The 18,063-nt window shown below is 59.2% G+C and carries 18 protein-coding genes; 8 read left to right on the forward strand and 10 right to left on the reverse strand.

Going from position 1 to position 18,063, the window contains the following annotated elements:
• Positions 1-385: 385 nt before the first annotated feature.
• Positions 386-1,393, reverse strand: coding sequence for an inositol 2-dehydrogenase (gene iolG / locus G5V57_RS01740; RefSeq protein ID WP_165165914.1), 1,008 nt, complete (start codon positions 1,391-1,393; stop codon positions 386-388).
• Between the two features lie 182 nt (positions 1,394-1,575).
• On the opposite strand from iolG, the gene G5V57_RS01745 reads away from it, so the two are divergent.
• The 6 genes from G5V57_RS01745 to G5V57_RS01770 all read left to right on the forward strand — a co-directional run bounded on the left by G5V57_RS01745 (position 1,576) and on the right by G5V57_RS01770 (position 6,431).
• Entirely contained in the window at positions 1,576-2,316 is a 741-nt protein-coding gene (locus tag G5V57_RS01745) for an ATP-binding cassette domain-containing protein (RefSeq protein WP_165165915.1), read from the forward strand.
• Positions 2,317-2,353: 37 nt separating this feature from the next.
• A complete protein-coding gene (locus G5V57_RS01750) occupies positions 2,354-3,418 on the forward strand; it encodes an ABC transporter permease (RefSeq protein WP_246737763.1) in 1,065 nt (354 codons plus the stop codon).
• A gap of 78 nt (positions 3,419-3,496) precedes the next feature.
• On the forward strand, positions 3,497-4,507 hold the full coding sequence (locus G5V57_RS01755; protein WP_165165916.1) for a substrate-binding domain-containing protein: 1,011 nt from the start codon (positions 3,497-3,499) through the stop codon (positions 4,505-4,507).
• A gap of 187 nt (positions 4,508-4,694) precedes the next feature.
• Positions 4,695-5,444: an SDR family oxidoreductase gene (locus G5V57_RS01760; RefSeq protein WP_165165917.1), complete on the forward strand. Its 750-nt coding sequence runs from the start codon at positions 4,695-4,697 to the stop codon at positions 5,442-5,444.
• Between the two features lie 139 nt (positions 5,445-5,583).
• The gene (locus tag G5V57_RS01765) at positions 5,584-6,201 is read left to right on the forward strand and encodes a GNAT family N-acetyltransferase (RefSeq protein ID WP_165165918.1); all 618 of its coding nucleotides are present in this window, start codon (positions 5,584-5,586) and stop codon (positions 6,199-6,201) included.
• Positions 6,202-6,212: 11 nt separating this feature from the next.
• Positions 6,213-6,431: a hypothetical protein gene (locus G5V57_RS01770; RefSeq protein ID WP_165165919.1), complete on the forward strand. Its 219-nt coding sequence runs from the start codon at positions 6,213-6,215 to the stop codon at positions 6,429-6,431.
• Positions 6,432-6,441: 10 nt separating this feature from the next.
• Here G5V57_RS01770 and G5V57_RS01775 read toward each other — a convergent pair whose 3' ends face one another.
• The 3 genes from G5V57_RS01775 to G5V57_RS01785 are packed head-to-tail and all read right to left on the reverse strand — an operon-like array spanning position 6,442 to position 9,508.
• Positions 6,442-7,287, reverse strand: a complete 846-nt coding sequence (locus tag G5V57_RS01775; RefSeq protein ID WP_165165920.1) for a carbohydrate ABC transporter permease — start codon at positions 7,285-7,287, stop codon at positions 6,442-6,444.
• Positions 7,284-8,198, reverse strand: coding sequence for a carbohydrate ABC transporter permease (locus G5V57_RS01780; RefSeq protein WP_165165921.1), 915 nt, complete (start codon positions 8,196-8,198; stop codon positions 7,284-7,286). The genes G5V57_RS01775 and G5V57_RS01780 overlap by 4 nt, the downstream gene beginning before the upstream one ends.
• Complete coding sequence (locus G5V57_RS01785) at positions 8,195-9,508, reverse strand: extracellular solute-binding protein (RefSeq protein ID WP_165165922.1); 1,314 nt, start codon at positions 9,506-9,508, stop codon at positions 8,195-8,197. The genes G5V57_RS01780 and G5V57_RS01785 overlap by 4 nt, the downstream gene beginning before the upstream one ends.
• 409 nt (positions 9,509-9,917) lie before the next feature.
• On the opposite strand from G5V57_RS01785, the gene G5V57_RS01790 reads away from it, so the two are divergent.
• Together G5V57_RS01790 and G5V57_RS01795 are read left to right on the forward strand one after the other, a co-directional pair.
• Positions 9,918-11,030, forward strand: coding sequence for a Gfo/Idh/MocA family protein (locus tag G5V57_RS01790; protein ID WP_165165923.1), 1,113 nt, complete (start codon positions 9,918-9,920; stop codon positions 11,028-11,030).
• Positions 11,023-11,679 carry a ThuA domain-containing protein gene (locus G5V57_RS01795; RefSeq protein WP_165165924.1) on the forward strand — a complete coding sequence of 219 codons (657 nt, stop codon included), beginning with the start codon at positions 11,023-11,025 and terminating at the stop codon, positions 11,677-11,679. Before G5V57_RS01790 ends, G5V57_RS01795 begins: the two co-directional genes overlap by 8 nt.
• Before the next feature lie 87 nt (positions 11,680-11,766).
• On the opposite strand, the gene G5V57_RS35055 is transcribed toward G5V57_RS01795, so the two are convergent.
• The 6 genes from G5V57_RS35055 to G5V57_RS01825 form a co-directional block, all read right to left on the reverse strand.
• A complete protein-coding gene (locus G5V57_RS35055; RefSeq protein ID WP_165165925.1) occupies positions 11,767-12,057 on the reverse strand; it encodes an AraC family transcriptional regulator ligand-binding domain-containing protein in 291 nt (96 codons plus the stop codon).
• A 212-nt stretch (positions 12,058-12,269) separates the two neighbouring features.
• Positions 12,270-14,288, reverse strand: a complete 2,019-nt coding sequence (locus G5V57_RS01805) for a YgiQ family radical SAM protein (protein ID WP_165165926.1) — start codon at positions 14,286-14,288, stop codon at positions 12,270-12,272.
• Positions 14,289-14,398: 110 nt separating this feature from the next.
• Positions 14,399-15,241, reverse strand: a complete 843-nt coding sequence (locus G5V57_RS01810) for an ABC transporter substrate-binding protein (RefSeq protein ID WP_165165927.1) — start codon at positions 15,239-15,241, stop codon at positions 14,399-14,401.
• A 29-nt stretch (positions 15,242-15,270) separates the two neighbouring features.
• Positions 15,271-16,311, reverse strand: coding sequence for an OmpA family protein (locus G5V57_RS01815; protein WP_165165928.1), 1,041 nt, complete (start codon positions 16,309-16,311; stop codon positions 15,271-15,273).
• Positions 16,312-16,713: 402 nt separating this feature from the next.
• Entirely contained in the window at positions 16,714-17,157 is a 444-nt protein-coding gene (locus G5V57_RS01820; protein WP_165165929.1) for an MgtC/SapB family protein, read from the reverse strand.
• Positions 17,158-17,280: 123 nt separating this feature from the next.
• Positions 17,281-17,475 carry a hypothetical protein gene (locus G5V57_RS01825; protein ID WP_165165930.1) on the reverse strand — a complete coding sequence of 65 codons (195 nt, stop codon included), beginning with the start codon at positions 17,473-17,475 and terminating at the stop codon, positions 17,281-17,283.
• Positions 17,476-18,063: the final 588 nt, after the last annotated feature.

Below are 18,063 nucleotides of genomic sequence, written 5' to 3' on the forward strand. Positions count from 1 at the left end.
TCGTCGCATTCATCCAGCGCCCCCGTATTACCAAGCGGCAGAAATAGTGGGGTCCGCTCCAGGCCGTCAAACGACTTATAGGCATGAATTCATTCCACCAGGGAATGCGGTTCATCCTCCGAAATCACCCGTGCCTCGGCGAGAATCCATCGCGAAGCATCTGGAGCTGTCGGACCACGAGACGGCTATTGAGGATCCCTCTCCCCCAGCGGGGGAGAGGGTTAGGGTGAGGAGGAACCAGCGGCACAATCTTGATGCGATGTCGGAACGATTGCCGTCAGTTCCCCCTCACCCTCCCGATGCTTCGCATCGGGTCCCTCCCTCTCCCCCGTTGGCGGCGAGGAGATAAACGCACCCGACACAAGATGTGTGAATCCGATAGCGACTATGTGGGTCCGTAATTCACGCTCACCGTCCTACCGGTGCGGATCGATCCGAAGGCCGCATCGGCGATGATGAGCGCCTTGCGGCCGTCCTCGAAATCGACCGTCGGCGGCAGGCCCTTGTTGGTGCGGTCTATGAATTCATTGAGCTCGTCGAGATAGGCCTGCATATAGCGCTCGATGAAGAAGTAATGGAGCGGTCCGAGCGCCTGGGTCGCGGCAGCACCGCTGCGCTTCAGCATATTGGGCATCGGGTTGTCCGACTGCACCATGCCCTTCGAGCCGAAGGCTTCGACCCGCTGGTCATAGCCATAGACGCAGCGCCGCGAGTTGTTGATGTGGACAAGCGCGCCGGACTGCGCCTTCATCGTCACCATGACAGTGTCATAGTCGTTGAGCGTGGCGACCACCGGATCGACCTTCACGCTGCCGGTGGCCGAGACCTCCACCGGCTCCTCGCCCAGGATGAAGCGCGCCAGGTCGAAATCATGGATGGTCATGTCGCGGAAAATGCCGCCCGAGCCCTGGAGGATCGGCATGGGCGCCAGCTCCGGGTCGCGGCTGGTGATGATGAGCACTTCGAGCGTCCCGATCTCGCCGGCGGCCACCGCCTGCCGCACCGCGCGATGCGTCGCGTCATAGCGCCGATTGAAACCGATCTGCACCGGCACCTTGCTTCCCGCTATATCCCGGCGGCATTGCTCCACTTTCCGGATGTCGAGATCGATCGGCTTCTCGCACAGGATCGACTTGCCGGCTCTGGCGGAGGCGGTGATCAGGGGCACATGCGTGTCGGTCGAGGACGCGATCAGCACGGCGCCCACGGACGCATCAGCAAGAGCCGCCTCGATGCTCGCCGCCGTCCTGGCGCCATGCCGGGATGCCACTTTTTCCGCCGCGTCCTTGTTGACGTCGAATACCCAGGCGAGCTCCGCCTGCGGATTGGCGGCGATATTGGCCGCATGCATGGCGCCGATGCGCCCTGCTCCAAAAAGCGCGAACTTCAGCATGTCCGAAGCCTCATCCGAATGGCTGATGGATTGATGGGAAAATCTTAAGGATTGCCTTTAGTATGACAAATATGCCTATCGCGTGTGAAGGCGCTCGACAAGCCCGTCGAAGCTATGCAAAATCCCGGCCGGGTAGTTTTTCGTGAAGCCGGCCGCCAGAGCAGGCACGATGGGAGGTCCCCTTGGCTTTGCTCGACATACGTGACGTGTCGAAGAACTTCGGTGCCATCCAGGCCCTGAGCGAGGTCAGCTTTTCGCTCGAGCCGGGTGAGGTGGTGGGCTTGATGGGCGACAATGGCGCCGGCAAATCCACCATGGTCAAGCTCATCGCCGGCAATTTCCCGCCAAGCGAAGGCGAGATCGCGGTCGAGGACGAGGTCTGCCATTTCCACAAGCCGATCGAGGCGCGCGGCAAAGGCATCGAGGTCGTCTATCAGGACCTGGCAATCGCCGACAATCTCACCGCCGCCGAGAATGTGTTCCTGGGTCGCGAGGTGAAGAAGGGCGTCTGGCCCTTTCGCGTCCTCGACAAGCAGGCGATGATCGAGCGCTCCGCCGCCCTCTTCCAGGAGCTCAAATCCGAGACCCGACCGCGCGATCTGGTGCGCAAGATGTCGGGCGGACAGCGGCAGGCGGTCGCCATCGCCCGCACCCGGCTCTCCCGGGCCAAGCTCGTTCTGATGGACGAGCCGACCGCCGCCATTTCGGTGCGCCAGGTGGCGGAAGTGCTCGAACTGATCCGCCGCTTGAAATCGCAAGGCGTGGCGGTGATGCTGATCAGCCACCGCATGCCCGACGTCTTCGCGGTGAGCGACCGCATCATCGTTCTGCGCCGCGGCGCCAAGGTCGCCGACAAGCACACGTCAGACACCTCGCCGGAAGAGATCACCGGCCTCATCACGGGAGCGATCCGTGTCGCCTAAAACCGCTCAAGCCACCGCCGAAACCGACCACGCCGCGATCTCTGATGTCGCCGAGAGCCGCGAGCAGACCTGGCTGAACAAGCTCTTCGCCAGCCAGTCCTTCTGGGTCTCGGTGGCGCTCGCTATCCTTTACATCGGCATGGCGCTCTACGAGCCCAACGCCTTCGGCACGGTCGAGAACTTCGCCAACATGACCCGCAATTTCGCGCCCTTCGGCATTATGGCGATCGGCATGACGGTGGTCATCATCACCGGCGGCATCGATCTCTCGATCGGCTCGATCATGGGCCTCGTCGCCATCGTCGCCGGGCTTTTCCTCACCTGGGAGTATCCCTGGTACGTCGCCTTCGGCGCCGGCCTCGCCGCCGGTCTGATCTGCGGCGCCGTAAGCGGCTTCTTCGTGGCCTATGTCGGCATGTCCTCCTTTGTGGTGACGCTCGGCATGATGGCGATCGCGCGCTCGCTGGCGATCGTAATTTCCGGCAACCAGATGCTCTACAAATTCGGTCCCGACGCCCCGATCGTGAAGGCGATCGGCCAATGGCGCTGGCCCTTGCATACCGCCGACAGCTGGCTGCCCACCTGGATCCCGCAGCTGTCCTCGCATTTCTGGACCATGGTCGTCTTCGCGCTGGCAGCCGGCTTCGCTTTCAATTTCACGGCCTGGGGCCGCCACCTCTTCGCCATCGGCGGCAATGAGCAGGCAGCCCGCCTCACCGGCGTGCCCGTAGATCGCATCAAGTTCCTCGCTTATGTTTTTTCTGCCTTCACCGCCTCCATCGCCTCGCTCCTGATCCTCGGCTATAGTGGCTCGGCCATCAACGCGCTCGGCCAGTCCTATGAGTTGCGCGTCATCGCCGCCACCGTCATCGGCGGGGCCAATCTGATGGGTGGTGCGGGCACGGCCTTCGGCGCGGTGATCGGCTCGGCCCTGCTCGAAGTCATCCGCAACGCGCTTCTCATGGCGGGCATCGATTCCAATTGGCAAGGAGCCTTTGTCGGCGCCTTCATCATTCTCGCGGTTCTTCTCGGCATGCAAAGCGGCGGCAAATCCCTGATCGCCGCCACGTTTGAGAAAATTCTGCCCCGGAAGCACCGCTAGAACAACGGTTCGCGAAGGAGAGAAAACACGGACCGTCGGGTTTGACATAACTCAGCAAGAGCAAGTGGAGGATCCCGAATGTTGAAATACCTGACTGGTACGGCGATCATCGCCGGACTTCTCGCTGTCGGCGCCGCAGGCGCCATGGCGCAACAGAAACTCACTTTCGCGCTGGTGCCAAAGAACATGAACAACCCGTTCTTCGATCAGGCGCGCGACGGCTGCAAGAAGGCCGAGTCCGAATCGAACGGCGCCTTCGAATGCATGTATATCGGCCCCGGCGAGCATGGCGGCGGCGAAGAGCAGGTGCAGATCGTGCAGGATCTCGTTGCCAAGAAGGTCGACGGCATTGCCGTGTCGCCCTCCAACGCGGCGGCCATGGCCGTTGCGCTGCAGGCGGCGAAGGAAGCCGGAATTCCGGTGTTCACCTGGGACTCCGATGTGCTGCCCGAGAACAAGGACCTGCGCATCGCCTATGTCGGCACCAAGAACTACGATATCGGCGTCAATCTGGCGAAGATCGTGCAGCAGCTGAAGCCCAAGGGTGGCACGATCTGCATCCAGTCGGGTGGTGCGGCCGCCGCAAATCACAATGAACGCATGCAGGGTATCCGCGACACGCTCTCCGGCAAGAAGTCGGCGGCGTCGCCCGGCGATCCGCTCAAGGGTGAGAATGGCTGGACCGAGGCGCCGGGCTGCCCGCTCTATACGGACGATGACTTCCCGCGCTCGGTGCAGCAGCTCGAGGACACGCTCGGCAAGCTTCCCGACCTCGACGCCTTCGTGCCGACCGGCGGCTTCCCGCAATTCATCCCCGACGCCTATCGAGCGACCGTCACCAAATACAAGGACCGTATCGATTCAGGCAAGCTGGCGCTGGTCGTCGCCGACACGCTTCCCGTTCAGATGGAGCTGATGAAGGAAGGCCTGTCCAAGGGCCAGGTCGGTCAGCGGCCTTTCGAGATGGGTTACAAGACCATGATGTTCTTCAAGGATATGAAGGACGGCAAGGGCAATCCGACCGACCCGACCTATACCGGCCTCGATGTCTGCACGCCGGACACCGCCGACACCTGCATCGGCAAATAATCGCGCCTCATGAGCAGGCGGGCTAGTCCCGCCTGCTCTTCCCACCTAGAGCGCTTCCTGCGAAAGTTACTCGACTTTCGCGAGAAGGAAGCGCTCCAGATATATGTAATCGAGCCTTTTTGTCCCGTTTTGATCGAATCTATTGATTCGATCAAAACGGGAAAGGCGCTAGTCTCAAAAGAAGAACATGACCGATCGTTTTTCCCTCCAAGGCCGCGTGGCGCTGGTGACCGGCGCTTCGCGCGGGCTCGGCTTCGCTATGGCCGAGGCCCTGAGCGAGCATGGCGCCAAAGTCATCCTCAATGCGCGCGATGAGGTCTCCTTGCGTGCGGCGGCGGACCGGCTGAAAGCGGGACATCTCGCTTTCGATGTGACGGACCCAAAGCAATGCCATGAGGCACTGGCGAACATCGTCGCCAACCACGGCAAGCTCGACATCCTCGTCAACAATGCCGGCATCCAGCACCGCCGCCCGCTGATCGACTGGGAGGATGCCGATTTCGACCGCGTCGTCGCCGTCAATCTCTCCGCCTGCTTCAGGCTCGCGCGCGATGCGGCACGGCTCATGCTGCCCAATAAATATGGGCGCATCATCAATACCGGATCGGTGGCGGCGATCCTCGGCCGCCCGACCATCCATGCCTATGCCGCGGCCAAGGCCGGTCTCCATGGCCTCACCCGTTCGATGGCCGCCGAGATCGGCCGGCACGGCGTCACGGTGAATGCCATCGCGCCCGGCTATTTCGCGACCGAGTTGAACACCGCTCTCCTCGAGGACAAGGCCTTCACCCAATGGGTCGAGAGCCGCACCCCGGCGGGACGCTGGGCCAAGCCCTCGGAGCTTGGCGGCGCGGTCGTGTTCCTCGCCTCCGACGCCGCCTCCTATGTGAACGGCCATGTTCTGGCCGTCGATGGCGGACTGTCGGTCAGTCTCTAGCGCGCATCCCGGCGAAGTGAAATCACTTCGCCGAAAAGGATTCGCGCCAAATCATTATCTTGGAGCAAATCCTTATCGCCAAACTTTGGCGGGATTTGCTCGACTTGACATTTCGTGCGGCACAGGCTGGTTACGCGGCATGTCGCTCTCTCGTCCGCCCCTGCCCGAAGGCTATTCGGCCGTTCCGCCCGGTCACGTCGCCAATGTGGCGACCTTCCTCGAAATGACGGCGCCGCCGGCACACCGGCCGCCGCATATCTTCGCACCGGAGCTTGCTCTCAAGCCCTGGCGCGATCCCGATCTCGCCGCTTACCGCACGCTCTTCAAGACCATCGGCGAGGAATGGCTATGGTATTCGCGCCTGATGATGGCGGATGAGAAGCTCGCCGAAATCCTCAAGCATCCCGATATCGGGCTCTATCGCCTCTTCCGCGGCGAAGCCGTCGCGGGTCTCCTCGAGATCGACTTCCGCACTGCCGGCGAATGTGAACTGACCTTCTTCGGCCTGGTGCCGGCGGAGATCGGCAAGGGTGCCGGCCGCTTCCTGATGTCGGAAGCCATAAGACTTGCCTGGGCCAAACCGATCAAGCGCTTCTGGGTGCACACGTGCAGCTTTGATCACCCAGCCGCCCTTTCCTTCTATCGCCGTTCGGGCTTCACGCCCTATCAGACGGCGATCGAAATCCATCCCGATCCGCGCCTGACCGGCCACATGCCGCGCGAGGCGGCGCCGCAGATCCCGATCATAGAAACATAGGAGCCGCAGCGATGCTCGCCTTCACAGGTTTTGCCTTCCTGTATCTGGCGGCTCTCAACGGCGTCCTGCCCTTCAATTTGGGGACCTGCACCCAGGGCGGCGCCGATAGCCTGCTGGGCGGCGTCATCTTACTGGCGCTTTATCTCCTTGGCGCCCTTTGCCTGGTTATCGCCAAGCCAACCCACCGGGCCTATCTTGCCATCATAACGCCGCTGCCTCTCTTCGCATGACAGCTGCAATTCATTTCGAACCAAACGAAAAGCCTTCGACGATCTTGTCCTGCGCGAACACGAATATAACAATCAGCGGAATTGCTGAAAGCAAAATGCCCGCTGCCATCGCTGGCCAATTGGTTGCATACTGAGCCACAAAGCTTGCAGCTAAGCCCGGGGGCAAAGTGAACAACTTCTGGCTCGGCAAGAGGAATGCCGCGAGCAAATACTCATTCCAAAGATTGAATGTATTGAAGACCGCGACTACAACAATGCCCGGCCTCGTGAGAGGGATAATGACATGCCAGATCACCAATAACGTGTTGCAGCCATCGATCCGAGCCGCATCTTCGATTTCGGTGGGAATTGACCGGAAATAGCTTCTCAACACTAAGATTGATATCCCGAGACTGGCAGCAGTATAGGCGAGAATGAGCGAGAGGAGCGTCCCCCCGAGACCGGTATTCGCAAGCAGCACGTAAAGGGGCAGCAGGATCAGGAAGAGCGGGATAACTTCACCAAACAGATACGCAACAAAAAGCAGGCGATTTCCCGCAAAATCAAGCCGCGCAAGCGCGTAAGCAGCAAGAGTCGACAATACGAGAATGATGAACACTGAGCTGGAGGTTACGAGCAAGCTGTTCCACGCAAAGCGAAGGAATTCAGAGTTGGTGAGGATGAATAGATAATTGTCAAATCTGAGCGAAGTCGGAACGCCGAATGGAGAAGCTGCGTACTCGCTTTTGCTCTTCACGGAGACAGAGAAAAGCCAAATGACCGGCCCGATGGTCATCAGCGCAAGCGCAATCGTGAACGCGACACTCCCGATACGGCCAGCGATCGGGAACCTGCTAGCCGTGACTGCTCGGCTCATGCGTATTCGAGCCTAGTTCGCGCAATTCGCACGATGGGCCAAATAACGATCGACAGCACGACGGCAAGAATCACGACGGTGATTGCACTCGCAAGACCGAACCGTCCGGCTCGAAATCCCATTTCAATGGCGTAAAGACCGAGCAACTCGGTGCTACCGGCTGGCCCTCCGTTCGTAAGGATAGATACAAAGCCGAGCACGTGGCCGAACGATCCGGCAATGACGAGCACAAATGATACCAAAAACTGCTCTCGCAAAAGGGGAAGCGTTACATGAATTAGCTCGTCACGAAGGCGGTTCGTACTCAATCTGAGGACCTCGTAGTATTCTCGAGGAATCCCAGACATCCCGGCCATGAAAATTAAAGTGTGTAGACCGAAATAGTACCAGTTGGTAGCGAAAATCACGGCACCCAAGGCTGTGTAAGATGAGCCGAGCCAGGCGATTTTTACGTCTATCGGCAGGATGAAAGTGAGAGCGTTGTTCAGGAGGCCTCTCGTCGGATGGTAGATCATAAGCCATAGCAGGCTGGCTGCACCGATTGACAAAACTTGCGGAAACAACACAAGCGAGCGTAGCAATTTCGTTTGGTGACGGCGCTTAAAGAGAATCAGGGCCACAAAAAATGCGAGGGGTACTTGAGTAATCAAAGTGAAACCGGCCAGAGCCACGTTGATCCAAAACGCGTGCCAAAATCGCGCGGAATGTAAAAGCTCTCGGAAATTTTGTAGTCCTATGAAGGTTGGATCGGTAAGGCCGTTCCAATCGCGGACAGAAAACCACAGGCTTATTGCCGCCGGAAGCAGAAAGAAAAAGGCGAGGACACCAAGCGCCGGCAGATTCAAAAGCGCGGCCGCAACAAATTGCTGCCTTCCAAGGTCCCTCCCGCGACCGGTTCCTAAACCAATCAAGGACGAGCGGCTTTCTCGATCCGCGCGGCGGCCTCCTCAGGCGTCACACTAAGCTCGCCAAGTGGTTGCGACAGGTTCAGCATTTCCTCCGCCGGAGCCGGCGGAAGCGCCCAATCCCACCACTGATATGTGTGCTTTGCCTTCGCAAGTTGCTCTGCGAGGCGGGCAATCTTCGCGTTGGCCTTGCCAGATTTGACAACATCTTCAAGCACCCCGTTGATGGTGGAAATACTATCGGTCTCAATCATAAATTGGCGCGCGATACCTGGTGAGCTGAACCCAGAAAGGAATTCCCCGACTTCTTTAGGGTGTTTTGTGGAACTCGATACGAAAAGCGCATCGACACCTGCCATCATGTCGCCCTGGCTGTCCGGATCACCGCCCTCAATGCTTGGGAAGTCAAATAGGTCGTATTCGAACCCCGATGGAGCCTGCTCTCCAGTAATGGAAACAGCCCATGGGCCCATGTAGATCATGGCAGCATTTCCTTGGCTGAATTGCGAATAAATCTCAGATTCGGCCATTCCATTGAAACCAGTACCGAACGCAGATCGCTTGACAAGGTCCTGAAGAAAGTGTCCCGCCTTGACAAAGCTCTGATCTTTGAAAGATCCGCCATTCTGGCCAAAAATCGCGTCACTGAGTGCCTTGGTTCCGCCGTAGCGGTTTTGCGCCGCCCAATAGAAAAACATAAAAGGCCATTTTGCCGAGTTCGCCATCGCTATGGGTTGAATGTTGGCCGCGAGGAGGCGGTCAACAGCTGCATTGAACTCCGTGAGCGTTGGACGGCCTGGGTCAGACCAAGAACTGGGATCCACGCCCGCCTTCGCGAATAGGGCTTTGTTGTAGTAGAAACCACTCGGGGCGAGGTAGAGCGGTATGCAGATCATTTCGTCGCCATCGCCGCACGCGGACCTACCGCCCTTGGTGTAGTCAGAAACCGGGAGAATATCGTTGAGGCCGCGAATCTTTCCTTGGCGATGATTGATCGTCGTAAACTCGCCAGGATTGAAAAACCAAATGTCCGGCTCGGTGCCCGCAAGGAGAGCGGCGCGGACTTTGGTTTTCATAGTCTCCGTATCGAATTCCTCATAATTGATGTGGATGTCGGGGTGCGACTTTGTGAACTCGTCGACATAGTTCTTCCAGAACTTCGTATAGGATTCTGAGACCGGGTTGTTCCACATGACAATATCGATTGGATCCGCTTTCGAAACTGCCGGTTCGCGCGCGATCGCAAGCAATACGGTCACAGCCACTACTATAGCCTTCGTTGTGGCCCACAGGATGCTATTTCGATCAAGTCTCATCGATTCCTCCTGAGCTCGTGATTGTCCTTACACAGATTAGGAGTGGCAATCGGTTGTTGCCCCCAATATCGACGGACTTCAATCTACCATCCGAACACTCTCGAATTCAATGGAGTCCCCCCGGACCCATTTTTAGATGGATAACGGTCATTCTGGCGACTGACCTGAGCCCCGCAAACTGGTCCGAAAGGGGGGGCAGGTCACTTGAGAAGGGGGTGGACGATGGGGAAGGGCCGGTTCAAGAGCAGCTCACCGGCATATTGCGTGAAGGCAGCGGCGGGGGTGTGAGGTGCTAGGAGCCGCACGGGACGTAACTGCGAAATATCACGCAACCGGTGACGGATATTAGTCCTTTTCTCTCCAGTGCACTCATGCCAGTGTATATGATCGATTAGTATGGGATAACGGAATGCGACCCGTCGGAATCGGTTTTATCGGCTGTGGCAATATCAGTTCGGCTTACCTTTCTGCGTCGAAAAATTTCCCTGTTCTGGATATACGTGCTGTCGCCGACATCGACCCCGCAGTCGCAAAAGCCCGTGGAGATCAATTCGGCGTTCCGGCCAAAAGCGTTTATGATCTTCTTCACAATGACGATATCGAAATCGTAATTAATCTCACCATACCCAAAGCGCATGTCGGAGTAGGTCTTCAGGCCATCGCTGCTGGAAAGCATGTTTACTCGGAGAAGCCCCTCGGAATCACGGTCGCTGAAGCCTCTCGCCTGATCGATTTGGCGACAGCAAAGGGACTTCGGGTCGGCTGTGCGCCGGACACATTTCTTGGTGGCGCACAGCAAACCTGCCGCAAGCTTGTCGACCATGGCGCTATCGGCCAAGTCATAGCCGGAACGGCATTCTTCATGTGCCCGGGCCACGAGGAATGGCATCCAAACCCCGCCTTTTACTATGCTGTTGGGGGTGGGCCGGTACTCGATATGGCGCCCTACTACATTACGAGCCTGGTCAATCTTTTGGGTCCAATCAATCGAGTCACTGCGATTGCGTCACGGACGCGAAACGAGCGAACAGTAAAAAGTGAACCGCTGAAGGGCACTAGAATTCCGGTGGAGATTCAAACTCATGTTGCGGGGATTCTAGAATTTGCGACGGGGGCCATAGTTACCCTGGCGATGAGTTTTGACGTCGTGTCCCACGGTCATCGGCATATCGAACTATATGGAAGCGATGGCTCACTGAGCGTTCCCGATCCCAATACATTCGGAGGCCAAATAGAAATTTCCACCGGGTCGGGTAAGTGGTCCCCAGTTGCTACCGAACATGCGTATTCGGATGCAAACTATCGAATACTTGGGGTTGCCGACATGGCGCATGCCATTCGATCGGATCACCCCCACCGTGCCAGTGGTGAACTCGCGTTCCACGTTCTTGAGGTGATGGAAGCATTGCAGCATTCGTCTGACCGCGGTATGCACATCATGATTGAAAGCCGACCACTAAGACCGGAAGCGATGCCCATAAGTCCTGAACTTGGAGTAATTGGGAGAAAGCCAAATGCGTGAAGTCATGATCGTATGGGGTGGATGGCCTGGTCACGAACCGGAAACATGCGCTCGCATTATCAAAGAGATGCTCGAAGAAGAGGATATGAAGGTACGCCTGGAGTCCTCCACCGAAGCCTTTGCGGATCCGGCAATCTCGAAACTCAGTCTGATAGTACCAATCTATACGCAGTCAAAGATTGAGAAGAAGGAGGTTGATAATCTAAGCAAGGCGGTAGAAGGCGGAGTAGGCCTTGGTGGCTATCACGGCGGGATGGGTGACGCCTTCCGCGAAGCGGTCGACTATCAATTCATGTGCGGAGGACAGTGGGTGTGCCATCCGGGCGATCCAAAAAACGACTACAATGTCGACTATACAGTCAATATTACAAAGCCCAATGATCCGATCATGAAGGGTATAAAGGATTTTCCATATCGGTCCGAACAGTATTATTTGCACGTCGATCCTTCGATCGAGGTACTCGCCACCACGACGTTCTCCGGCCAATACGCACCCTGGACCAAAGGCGTCGTGATGCCAGTGGTGTGGAAGCATCGTCATGGTCAGGGGCGAGTGTTTTACTCTTCCCTGGGTCATGCAAGTAAAGAGTTTCAAGTTCCTGAAATGCGTACGATTTTGAAACGCGGGCTTCTTTGGGCTGCTCGCTGAGCATCATCGGCGGGCCGTCGACCGATATTTCCCGCAAGTATTTCACGCCACTCGTTGCCAAGATCAAAGCCCACCCCGGGCGTTCACTCAATTCTTCGGCAAGGTTATTCCAACCCAGATCGCCGAGGCGGGGATCAGTCTATAATTGTCGAGATCGTCCAGTTTTCTGATCTCCCTCGCGCTGATGATACCGTGTCTGAACTCGGCTACCTGACGGATATTCGGCAAGTGATCTCTGCTGGGGTGTGAACTCAGCGTGCCCGAACTGCCGTCAAGCGTGAGATCGGCCTGGAGGGCCTCAGAGAATATTCTCGAGTAGCGGCACATACTGCGCAACGCCGTCTCGAGTGTGTCAGAAGCGATGCCCAGATAGGCCAATACATCGAATTAACCACGGATGGCGATGACTTTACCCTCATGCTGAGGTGCGACTCCGGCCTTGAGCCGGGGGAGCCTCGAAGCATTATCCAGGCACAAAAGTCTTGCCGCTTACCACCCTTCGAGGCCCGCCTTCGGCAGGCGCCTCAGGGTGAGGGTGGTGGGCAGCGAACCCATCAGACCGCGTGACCCGCGCTCACGCATTCACACGTTCATGGGAGTGGAACGCCCTTCGTAGTGAAGCGTTGCGTCCTGCCGGTGCGCCGCATCGGCCGTGGCGTGCCGGCGGCCTTGCCGGTGCCGGGCGGCTGGTGGGCGGGCACGAGCTGGTCGGGGCGCGAACCGATCAGATCGGCGCGACCCATCTTTTTCAGGGCCTCGCGCAGAACCGGCCAGTTGTCGGGGTCGTGGTAGCGCAGGAACGCCTTGTGCAGCCGGCGCTGCCGAAGCCCTTTGACCGCCTCGACCTTGTCGCTCGCCCCATGCCTGACGCCCCGCAGCGGATTGACTCCGGTATGGTACATGGCCGTGGCAGTCGCCATCGGCGACGGCAGGAATGTCTGCACCTGATCGGCTCGGTAGCGGTTCTTCTTGAGCCAGAGCGCGAGGTTCATCATGTCCTCGTCGGTCGTGCCCGGATGCGCCGCGATGAAATACGGGATCAGATAATACTTCTTGCCGGCCTGCTTCGCGGCGGCATCGAACATTTCCTTGAAGCGGTCGTAAGCGCCGATCCCCGGCTTCATCATCTTGTCCAGGGGGCCTCGCTCGGTGTGCTCGGGCGCGATCTTCAGATAGCCGCCGACGTGATGGGTGACGAGCTCCTTGACATATTCGGGACTCTTCACCGCGAGGTCGTAGCGCAGGCCGGAAGCGACCATCACCTTCTTGACGCCCTTCACCTCGCGAACCTTGCGATAGAGCCGGATCAATTCGTCATGCGAGGTGTTCAGGTTCGGGCAGATGTCGGGGAACACGCAGGAAGGCAGCCGGCACGCCGCCTCGATCTTGGGATCCTTGCACGCCATCCGGTACATGTTGGCGGTCGGCCCGCCGATGTCGGAGATCACGCCGGTGAAACCCGGCGTCTTGTCGCGGATCAGCTCGATCTCGCGCAGGATCGAACCTTCCGAACGGTTCTGGATGATGCGCCCCTCGTGCTCGGTGATCGAGCAGAAGGTACAGCCGCCGAAACAGCCGCGCATGATCATCACCGAAAATTTGATCATGTCCCAGGACGGGATCTTGGCGTCACCGTAGGACGGATGAGGTGCTCGCGCATAGGGCAGATCGTAGACGGCGTCCATCTCCTCCGAGGTCAGCGGGATCGGCGGCGGGTTCAGCCACAGGTCGCGGTCGCCGTGGCGCTGGACGAGGGCGCGCGCATTGCCGGGATTGCTCTCCCGGTGCAGCACGCGCGAGGCGCGGGCATAGGCCTCGCGGTCCTGCTCGACCTGCTCATACGACGGCAACCGGATCACGGTGTCGCCGGGTTGGCGGGCGGCACCCTCATCGGCGGAGTCGAGATCGTCGGCAGGGAGTTCGGTGTAGTGATCCGGCACGCGGCGGAAAAGTGCCACGCCCCGGATGGAGTCGAGTTCGCGCGGCGCAGCACCGGCGGCGAGCCGGTTCGCCACCTCGACGACGGCACGCTCGGCGTTGCCGTAGAGCAGCAGATCCGCCTTGGCGTCAGCCAGGATCGAACGGCGCACCTTCTCAGACCAGTAGTCGTAATGCGCGATGCGGCGCAGCGACGCCTCGATGCCGCCGAGCACGATCGGCACGTCTTTGTACGCCTCGCGGCAGCGTTGGGAGTAGACGATGGAGCAGCGGTCCGGCCGCCGGCCGCCCTCGCCGCCCGGCGTATAGGCGTCGTCATGGCGCAGCCGGCGGTCCGCCGTGTAGCGGTTGACCATCGAGTCCATGTTGCCGCCGGTGACGCCGAAGAACAGAGCCGGCTTGCCCAGCGCCTTGAAGGGCTCCGCCGACTGCCAGTCGGGTTGCGCGATGATGCCGACCCTGAAGCCCTGGGCTTCGAGCAGCCTGCCGATGATCGCCATGCCGAAGCTCGGATGATCGACATAGGCATCGCCCGTCACCAGCACAATGTCGCAGGCGTCCCAACCGAGCGCCGTCATCTCGGCGCGAGACATCGGCAGGAACGGCGCCGCCTTGGCGGAATGGGGCCGGTGGCGAGTTGGGGAAATCAATGATGTGGCTTGGGTGTCCATGGCGCCCACTCATAGGACCCCACCGCCGGGAACTCAACCGGCGGCGCCAAAATTGCGATTTTGATCATATTTATCAGCTCAGGTCGAAACCGACCTGAGCTGACCGTGATCTAGGGCTTGAAGTAAGGTATACTGGCGGGATCCCTGCCCCATGCCGAGGCCAGATATTTGGCGGCAAGCTTCTTCAGCGTGCCGTCGTCGATCATCGCCTGCATGATCTTGTCCAGTGTCTTGTTGTTTGCGTTGCCCTTGGGGTAGAGGGCCCCGTAGATTTCGCCGGTCTTGTATTGTCCCACGACCTTGGTTTTTCCGGCGCTGCCCGCTTCGGCGGAAAGCGTGATCGAGGTGTCAGTCAGGACCGCCTGTATGTCCTCATCGCTGAGCGCCTTGAGCAGATCGGCGCGCTCGGCATAGACACTGTAGTCGGTCACTTTCAGGACATCGAGCGCGAAGGCCGCACCGGTCGTGCCCTGCTGGATTCCGACTGTGACCTTCTTGATCGACTTCCGGTCGACTGGCGCGTCGGTCCGCGTCAGCACCCCTATGTCCGAGTTGAAATAGGGAACGGAGAAGTCGACGACCTTCTTGCGCGCCTTGGTGATCGAGATCTCGGACAGCGCCAGGTCGAAGTCCTTGACCTCCCCCTGGACGAGCGGCACGAATTCGACCGGCACCACCTTGAGTTTGTCATAGCCGGCGCGCCAAGCGATTTCGGCCGCCATGCAATATTCCATGCCGTCCTTGATCGTGTCCGCGGTATCGCCGTTCCACCAGACCGGCGCCGGCAGCGAGACCGCCACTGTCAGCTGTCCGGGAACCGCCGGCGCGGCAAGTGGGATCGAGCCCTTGGCGCCTGTCACTTCGCAGTTGCCGATTTTATCGGCGGCAGAGGCGGTTGCCGCCAGAGCGCAGAGCGCGAGCCCGGCCAGTAGAAGACGTGTCGCCTGAATCATGTTCGATGAACTCCTCATAGGACTCGGCATTATCGGTCGGTACGCTCAAGGACGACGCGGCGGTTGAGGGCGCGTCCCTGCAAGGTATTGTTTGTCGCGACAGGCTGGCCGGCGCCTGCTCCCGCGGTGCTCAGACGGCCAGGATCGACGCCGAGCTTCACCAGCCTAGCCTTCACGGATTCTGCCCGGGCCTTGGAGAGCTTCAGATTATATGACTTGTCGCCGATCGAATCCGTGTGCCCGGTGATCGACAGCGTCCACAGCGGATTATTGCGGAGCGCAATGGCGATCTGCTTCAAGAGCGGAAGCGAGGAGTTCTGGACGCTTGCCTTGTCGAAATCGAAGTGAATGCCGTAGGTGGTATAGGCCTTGCGGGCCGCAAGCGCCTGCTCCATTTTGGCCCGCTCATCCGCCGAAGGCGTCACCAGGACATAGCGTTCGCTGCGCGGCGTCTTCTCTCCTTTGAACTGGACACTGTATTGCAGCAGCATCGGATTGTTTTTGTTGTCGAGGAAATAGAAATCGCCGACGGCGCTTTGCCGCCCATCCTGGAATCTGCCGTTGGCATGGATCACCGGCACATCCACCGGGTTGCCGTCGAGATTGACGGACATCTTGCTTTTTTCAACCAGTGTGAACGTCCCGGGCATGGTCGCCATGGCCGCGTTGTACATGAGGTTAGAGGAGGCCTGCCCGCTCGAGCGCTGCTCCTCGAGCACCGCCGCCGAAGTGCCGAGTGTAGTTGTGCCGGACATGACCAGAGGCATCTTCGCACTGTAGCCCAGGACGAGAGTGCGCCCGTTCATCCGGTCGGAGACGAAGATCCGCCGCACCGCAACTGTCCCGCGCGAGCTGGAATAGTTGATGTCGAAGGATTGGGGCCCGACATTGGCGAAGCGCATCCACGATTCCGCATCGGGCCCGTAGGCATTGGCCCAGGCGGTGGTGACCGTGGCTCCCTCATGCGGCATGAAGGCGCCGAGGCCTTCCTGGGCGGTCGCCGTGCCATATGCGCAGATCAAGGCGATGACCCCGAGCAGCGCGTGCCGGGCGTGGTGAATTAGCCTCATCAGTTGCCTTCTCTCAAAAGTGTTTCGGACGAAGGGATACCCCTGCAGGCACTCCAGCGCGTGGCGAGCAAAAGTTCTTGTCATTCCGCGCCAAAATCGCAAACCTATGACATTTATTCTCAGGTCCGGGGACCTGAGGACAATTAAGCATAGGCATACTGGCTGACGGACTTCTATTGGACCATGGCCCCACATCGCAGAGCAAGCTCGGCAAGAAGCCGATTTGGAACAAATCGAAAGCTCGTGAATTTCCTATCGCCTGCGCATAGCAGGCTCGACCAGGCCCGCCAGGAGCGCGCCCCAACCCCCAGCTCCGGCGGGCCACTCATTTCCATGTCGTCTTGGGGGAGCACACGGAACGCGCGGACGTTGCAGTCCCTGCAACCGGCGGCACGACTCCGATTAGCGCGATGAGTAGTGTTCGATCCAGGCGAGCACCACCAGAAGCACTACCGCAATGACGAGGCCCACCGCCACAACCCGCCATGCCGCAAAAGCGCAGGCGATGCCCAGCGCCGCCGTGACCCAGACGCTGGCCGCGGTGGTTATTCCTTCCACGCGTTGCGCCTGAGGGTCGCGCAGAATGACGCCGGCGCCGATGAAGCCCACACCGGCCATAACTCCCTGAATCACGCCTTGCACGACGCGGCTCAGCGCGTCGGGATGAAGATGCATGTCACCCATCTCGATCGACGCGAGCGCGATCACTGCCGCTCCCAGTGCGACCAATCCCAGCGTGCGCATCCCGATCGGTTTGTTGTTGAGGTCGCGATTGATCCCGATAACCACGCCGACCGCGGTCGCGCTACCCAACCGGAGGATGACTTCCAGAAAATGCGGGTCCATGCGGTGGATCTCTGCCTAGGGGAACAGTCGCCCACGAGCAATCTGTTCCAGGTACTCGCACGCGCGATGGAGCCTCATGAGCGACAGGAAGCCCGTCGATCAGACGGGCTTCCCGTCTAGGGCCTACTTGTTCTGACCGCCGGGGGTGCGGTCATCTTCTTCGTCGTCACGACGAGCAGGATTCGGGTTCTGCTGCTGCTGCTGACCCGGGTTCTTCGTGCCGCCGCCCTGCTGGTCCTGGCCCGGACGTTGAGACGGATTGCCCTGCTGCTGCTGTCCGGCCTGGCCATGCTGTTTCTTGTCTTGATCGCGATTCATGTCTTCACTCCTGTTTGGGGGATAGTGACTAGCGGAAACAAATCGCGCGCCAGTTTGTTCCTTTCAAATTGAGCATCCATCGCAACTGCATATCTGCCCAGACATGAACGGCCCGGCGACCGATCGAGTCGAATCGCAATCCCTTGCTATGCGAAGACCCCAGTTCCGGATGCCGATTCAACGCCGGCGAAATTGCTGTCGCTTTCGCTCACAGATATCGGCATGCAGCAAATAGAGCTCTGCAACCGGGCCTGTTGACGTGAGCGCGAGCTTGCGCGCACGCTTTATCTGCCGCTCCAGCTGTGCGGTCTTTGTCAATCGTCTCTTCTTCGGCAATTCAACGCCTTTCCGTCACTCTCCATCGTTTAATGCGTGACTGAAATCCAAGTTCCCGCCGGTCGCTCCGCCATAACCAGGGACGTGCGTCGCTTTGACAGATCGGCGAAAAACTGCCGGACGTCTGGAACCATTGGGCGACTTCTGAATTGACTCAATGCCGCTAGACAGCAATGAAGCAAACTCCTTGCTTGCTAGCAGTGTTGAGAGCCCTGATCGAAAGATCAGGGCTTTCCGCTTCTTGGAACTTTC

Source organism: Nordella sp. HKS 07, from assembly GCF_011046735.1.
GTDB lineage: Bacteria > Pseudomonadota > Alphaproteobacteria > Rhizobiales > Aestuariivirgaceae > Taklimakanibacter.

Coding starts and splice junctions, on each gene's coding strand:
- iolG (WP_165165914.1), bottom strand. CDS start 1,393: ATGCTGAAGTTCGCGCTTTTTGGAGCAGGGCGCATCGGCGCCATGCAT.
- G5V57_RS01755 (WP_165165916.1), top strand. CDS start 3,497: ATGTTGAAATACCTGACTGGTACGGCGATCATCGCCGGACTTCTCGCT.
- G5V57_RS01760 (WP_165165917.1), top strand. CDS start 4,695: ATGACCGATCGTTTTTCCCTCCAAGGCCGCGTGGCGCTGGTGACCGGC.
- G5V57_RS01765 (WP_165165918.1), top strand. CDS start 5,584: ATGTCGCTCTCTCGTCCGCCCCTGCCCGAAGGCTATTCGGCCGTTCCG.
- G5V57_RS01770 (WP_165165919.1), top strand. CDS start 6,213: ATGCTCGCCTTCACAGGTTTTGCCTTCCTGTATCTGGCGGCTCTCAAC.
- G5V57_RS01775 (WP_165165920.1), bottom strand. CDS start 7,287: ATGAGCCGAGCAGTCACGGCTAGCAGGTTCCCGATCGCTGGCCGTATC.
- G5V57_RS01785 (WP_165165922.1), bottom strand. CDS start 9,508: ATGAGACTTGATCGAAATAGCATCCTGTGGGCCACAACGAAGGCTATA.
- G5V57_RS01790 (WP_165165923.1), top strand. CDS start 9,918: ATGCGACCCGTCGGAATCGGTTTTATCGGCTGTGGCAATATCAGTTCG.
- G5V57_RS01795 (WP_165165924.1), top strand. CDS start 11,023: ATGCGTGAAGTCATGATCGTATGGGGTGGATGGCCTGGTCACGAACCG.
- G5V57_RS01805 (WP_165165926.1), bottom strand. CDS start 14,288: ATGGACACCCAAGCCACATCATTGATTTCCCCAACTCGCCACCGGCCC.
- G5V57_RS01810 (WP_165165927.1), bottom strand. CDS start 15,241: ATGATTCAGGCGACACGTCTTCTACTGGCCGGGCTCGCGCTCTGCGCT.
- G5V57_RS01815 (WP_165165928.1), bottom strand. CDS start 16,311: ATGAGGCTAATTCACCACGCCCGGCACGCGCTGCTCGGGGTCATCGCC.
- G5V57_RS01820 (WP_165165929.1), bottom strand. CDS start 17,157: ATGGACCCGCATTTTCTGGAAGTCATCCTCCGGTTGGGTAGCGCGACC.
- G5V57_RS01825 (WP_165165930.1), bottom strand. CDS start 17,475: ATGAATCGCGATCAAGACAAGAAACAGCATGGCCAGGCCGGACAGCAG.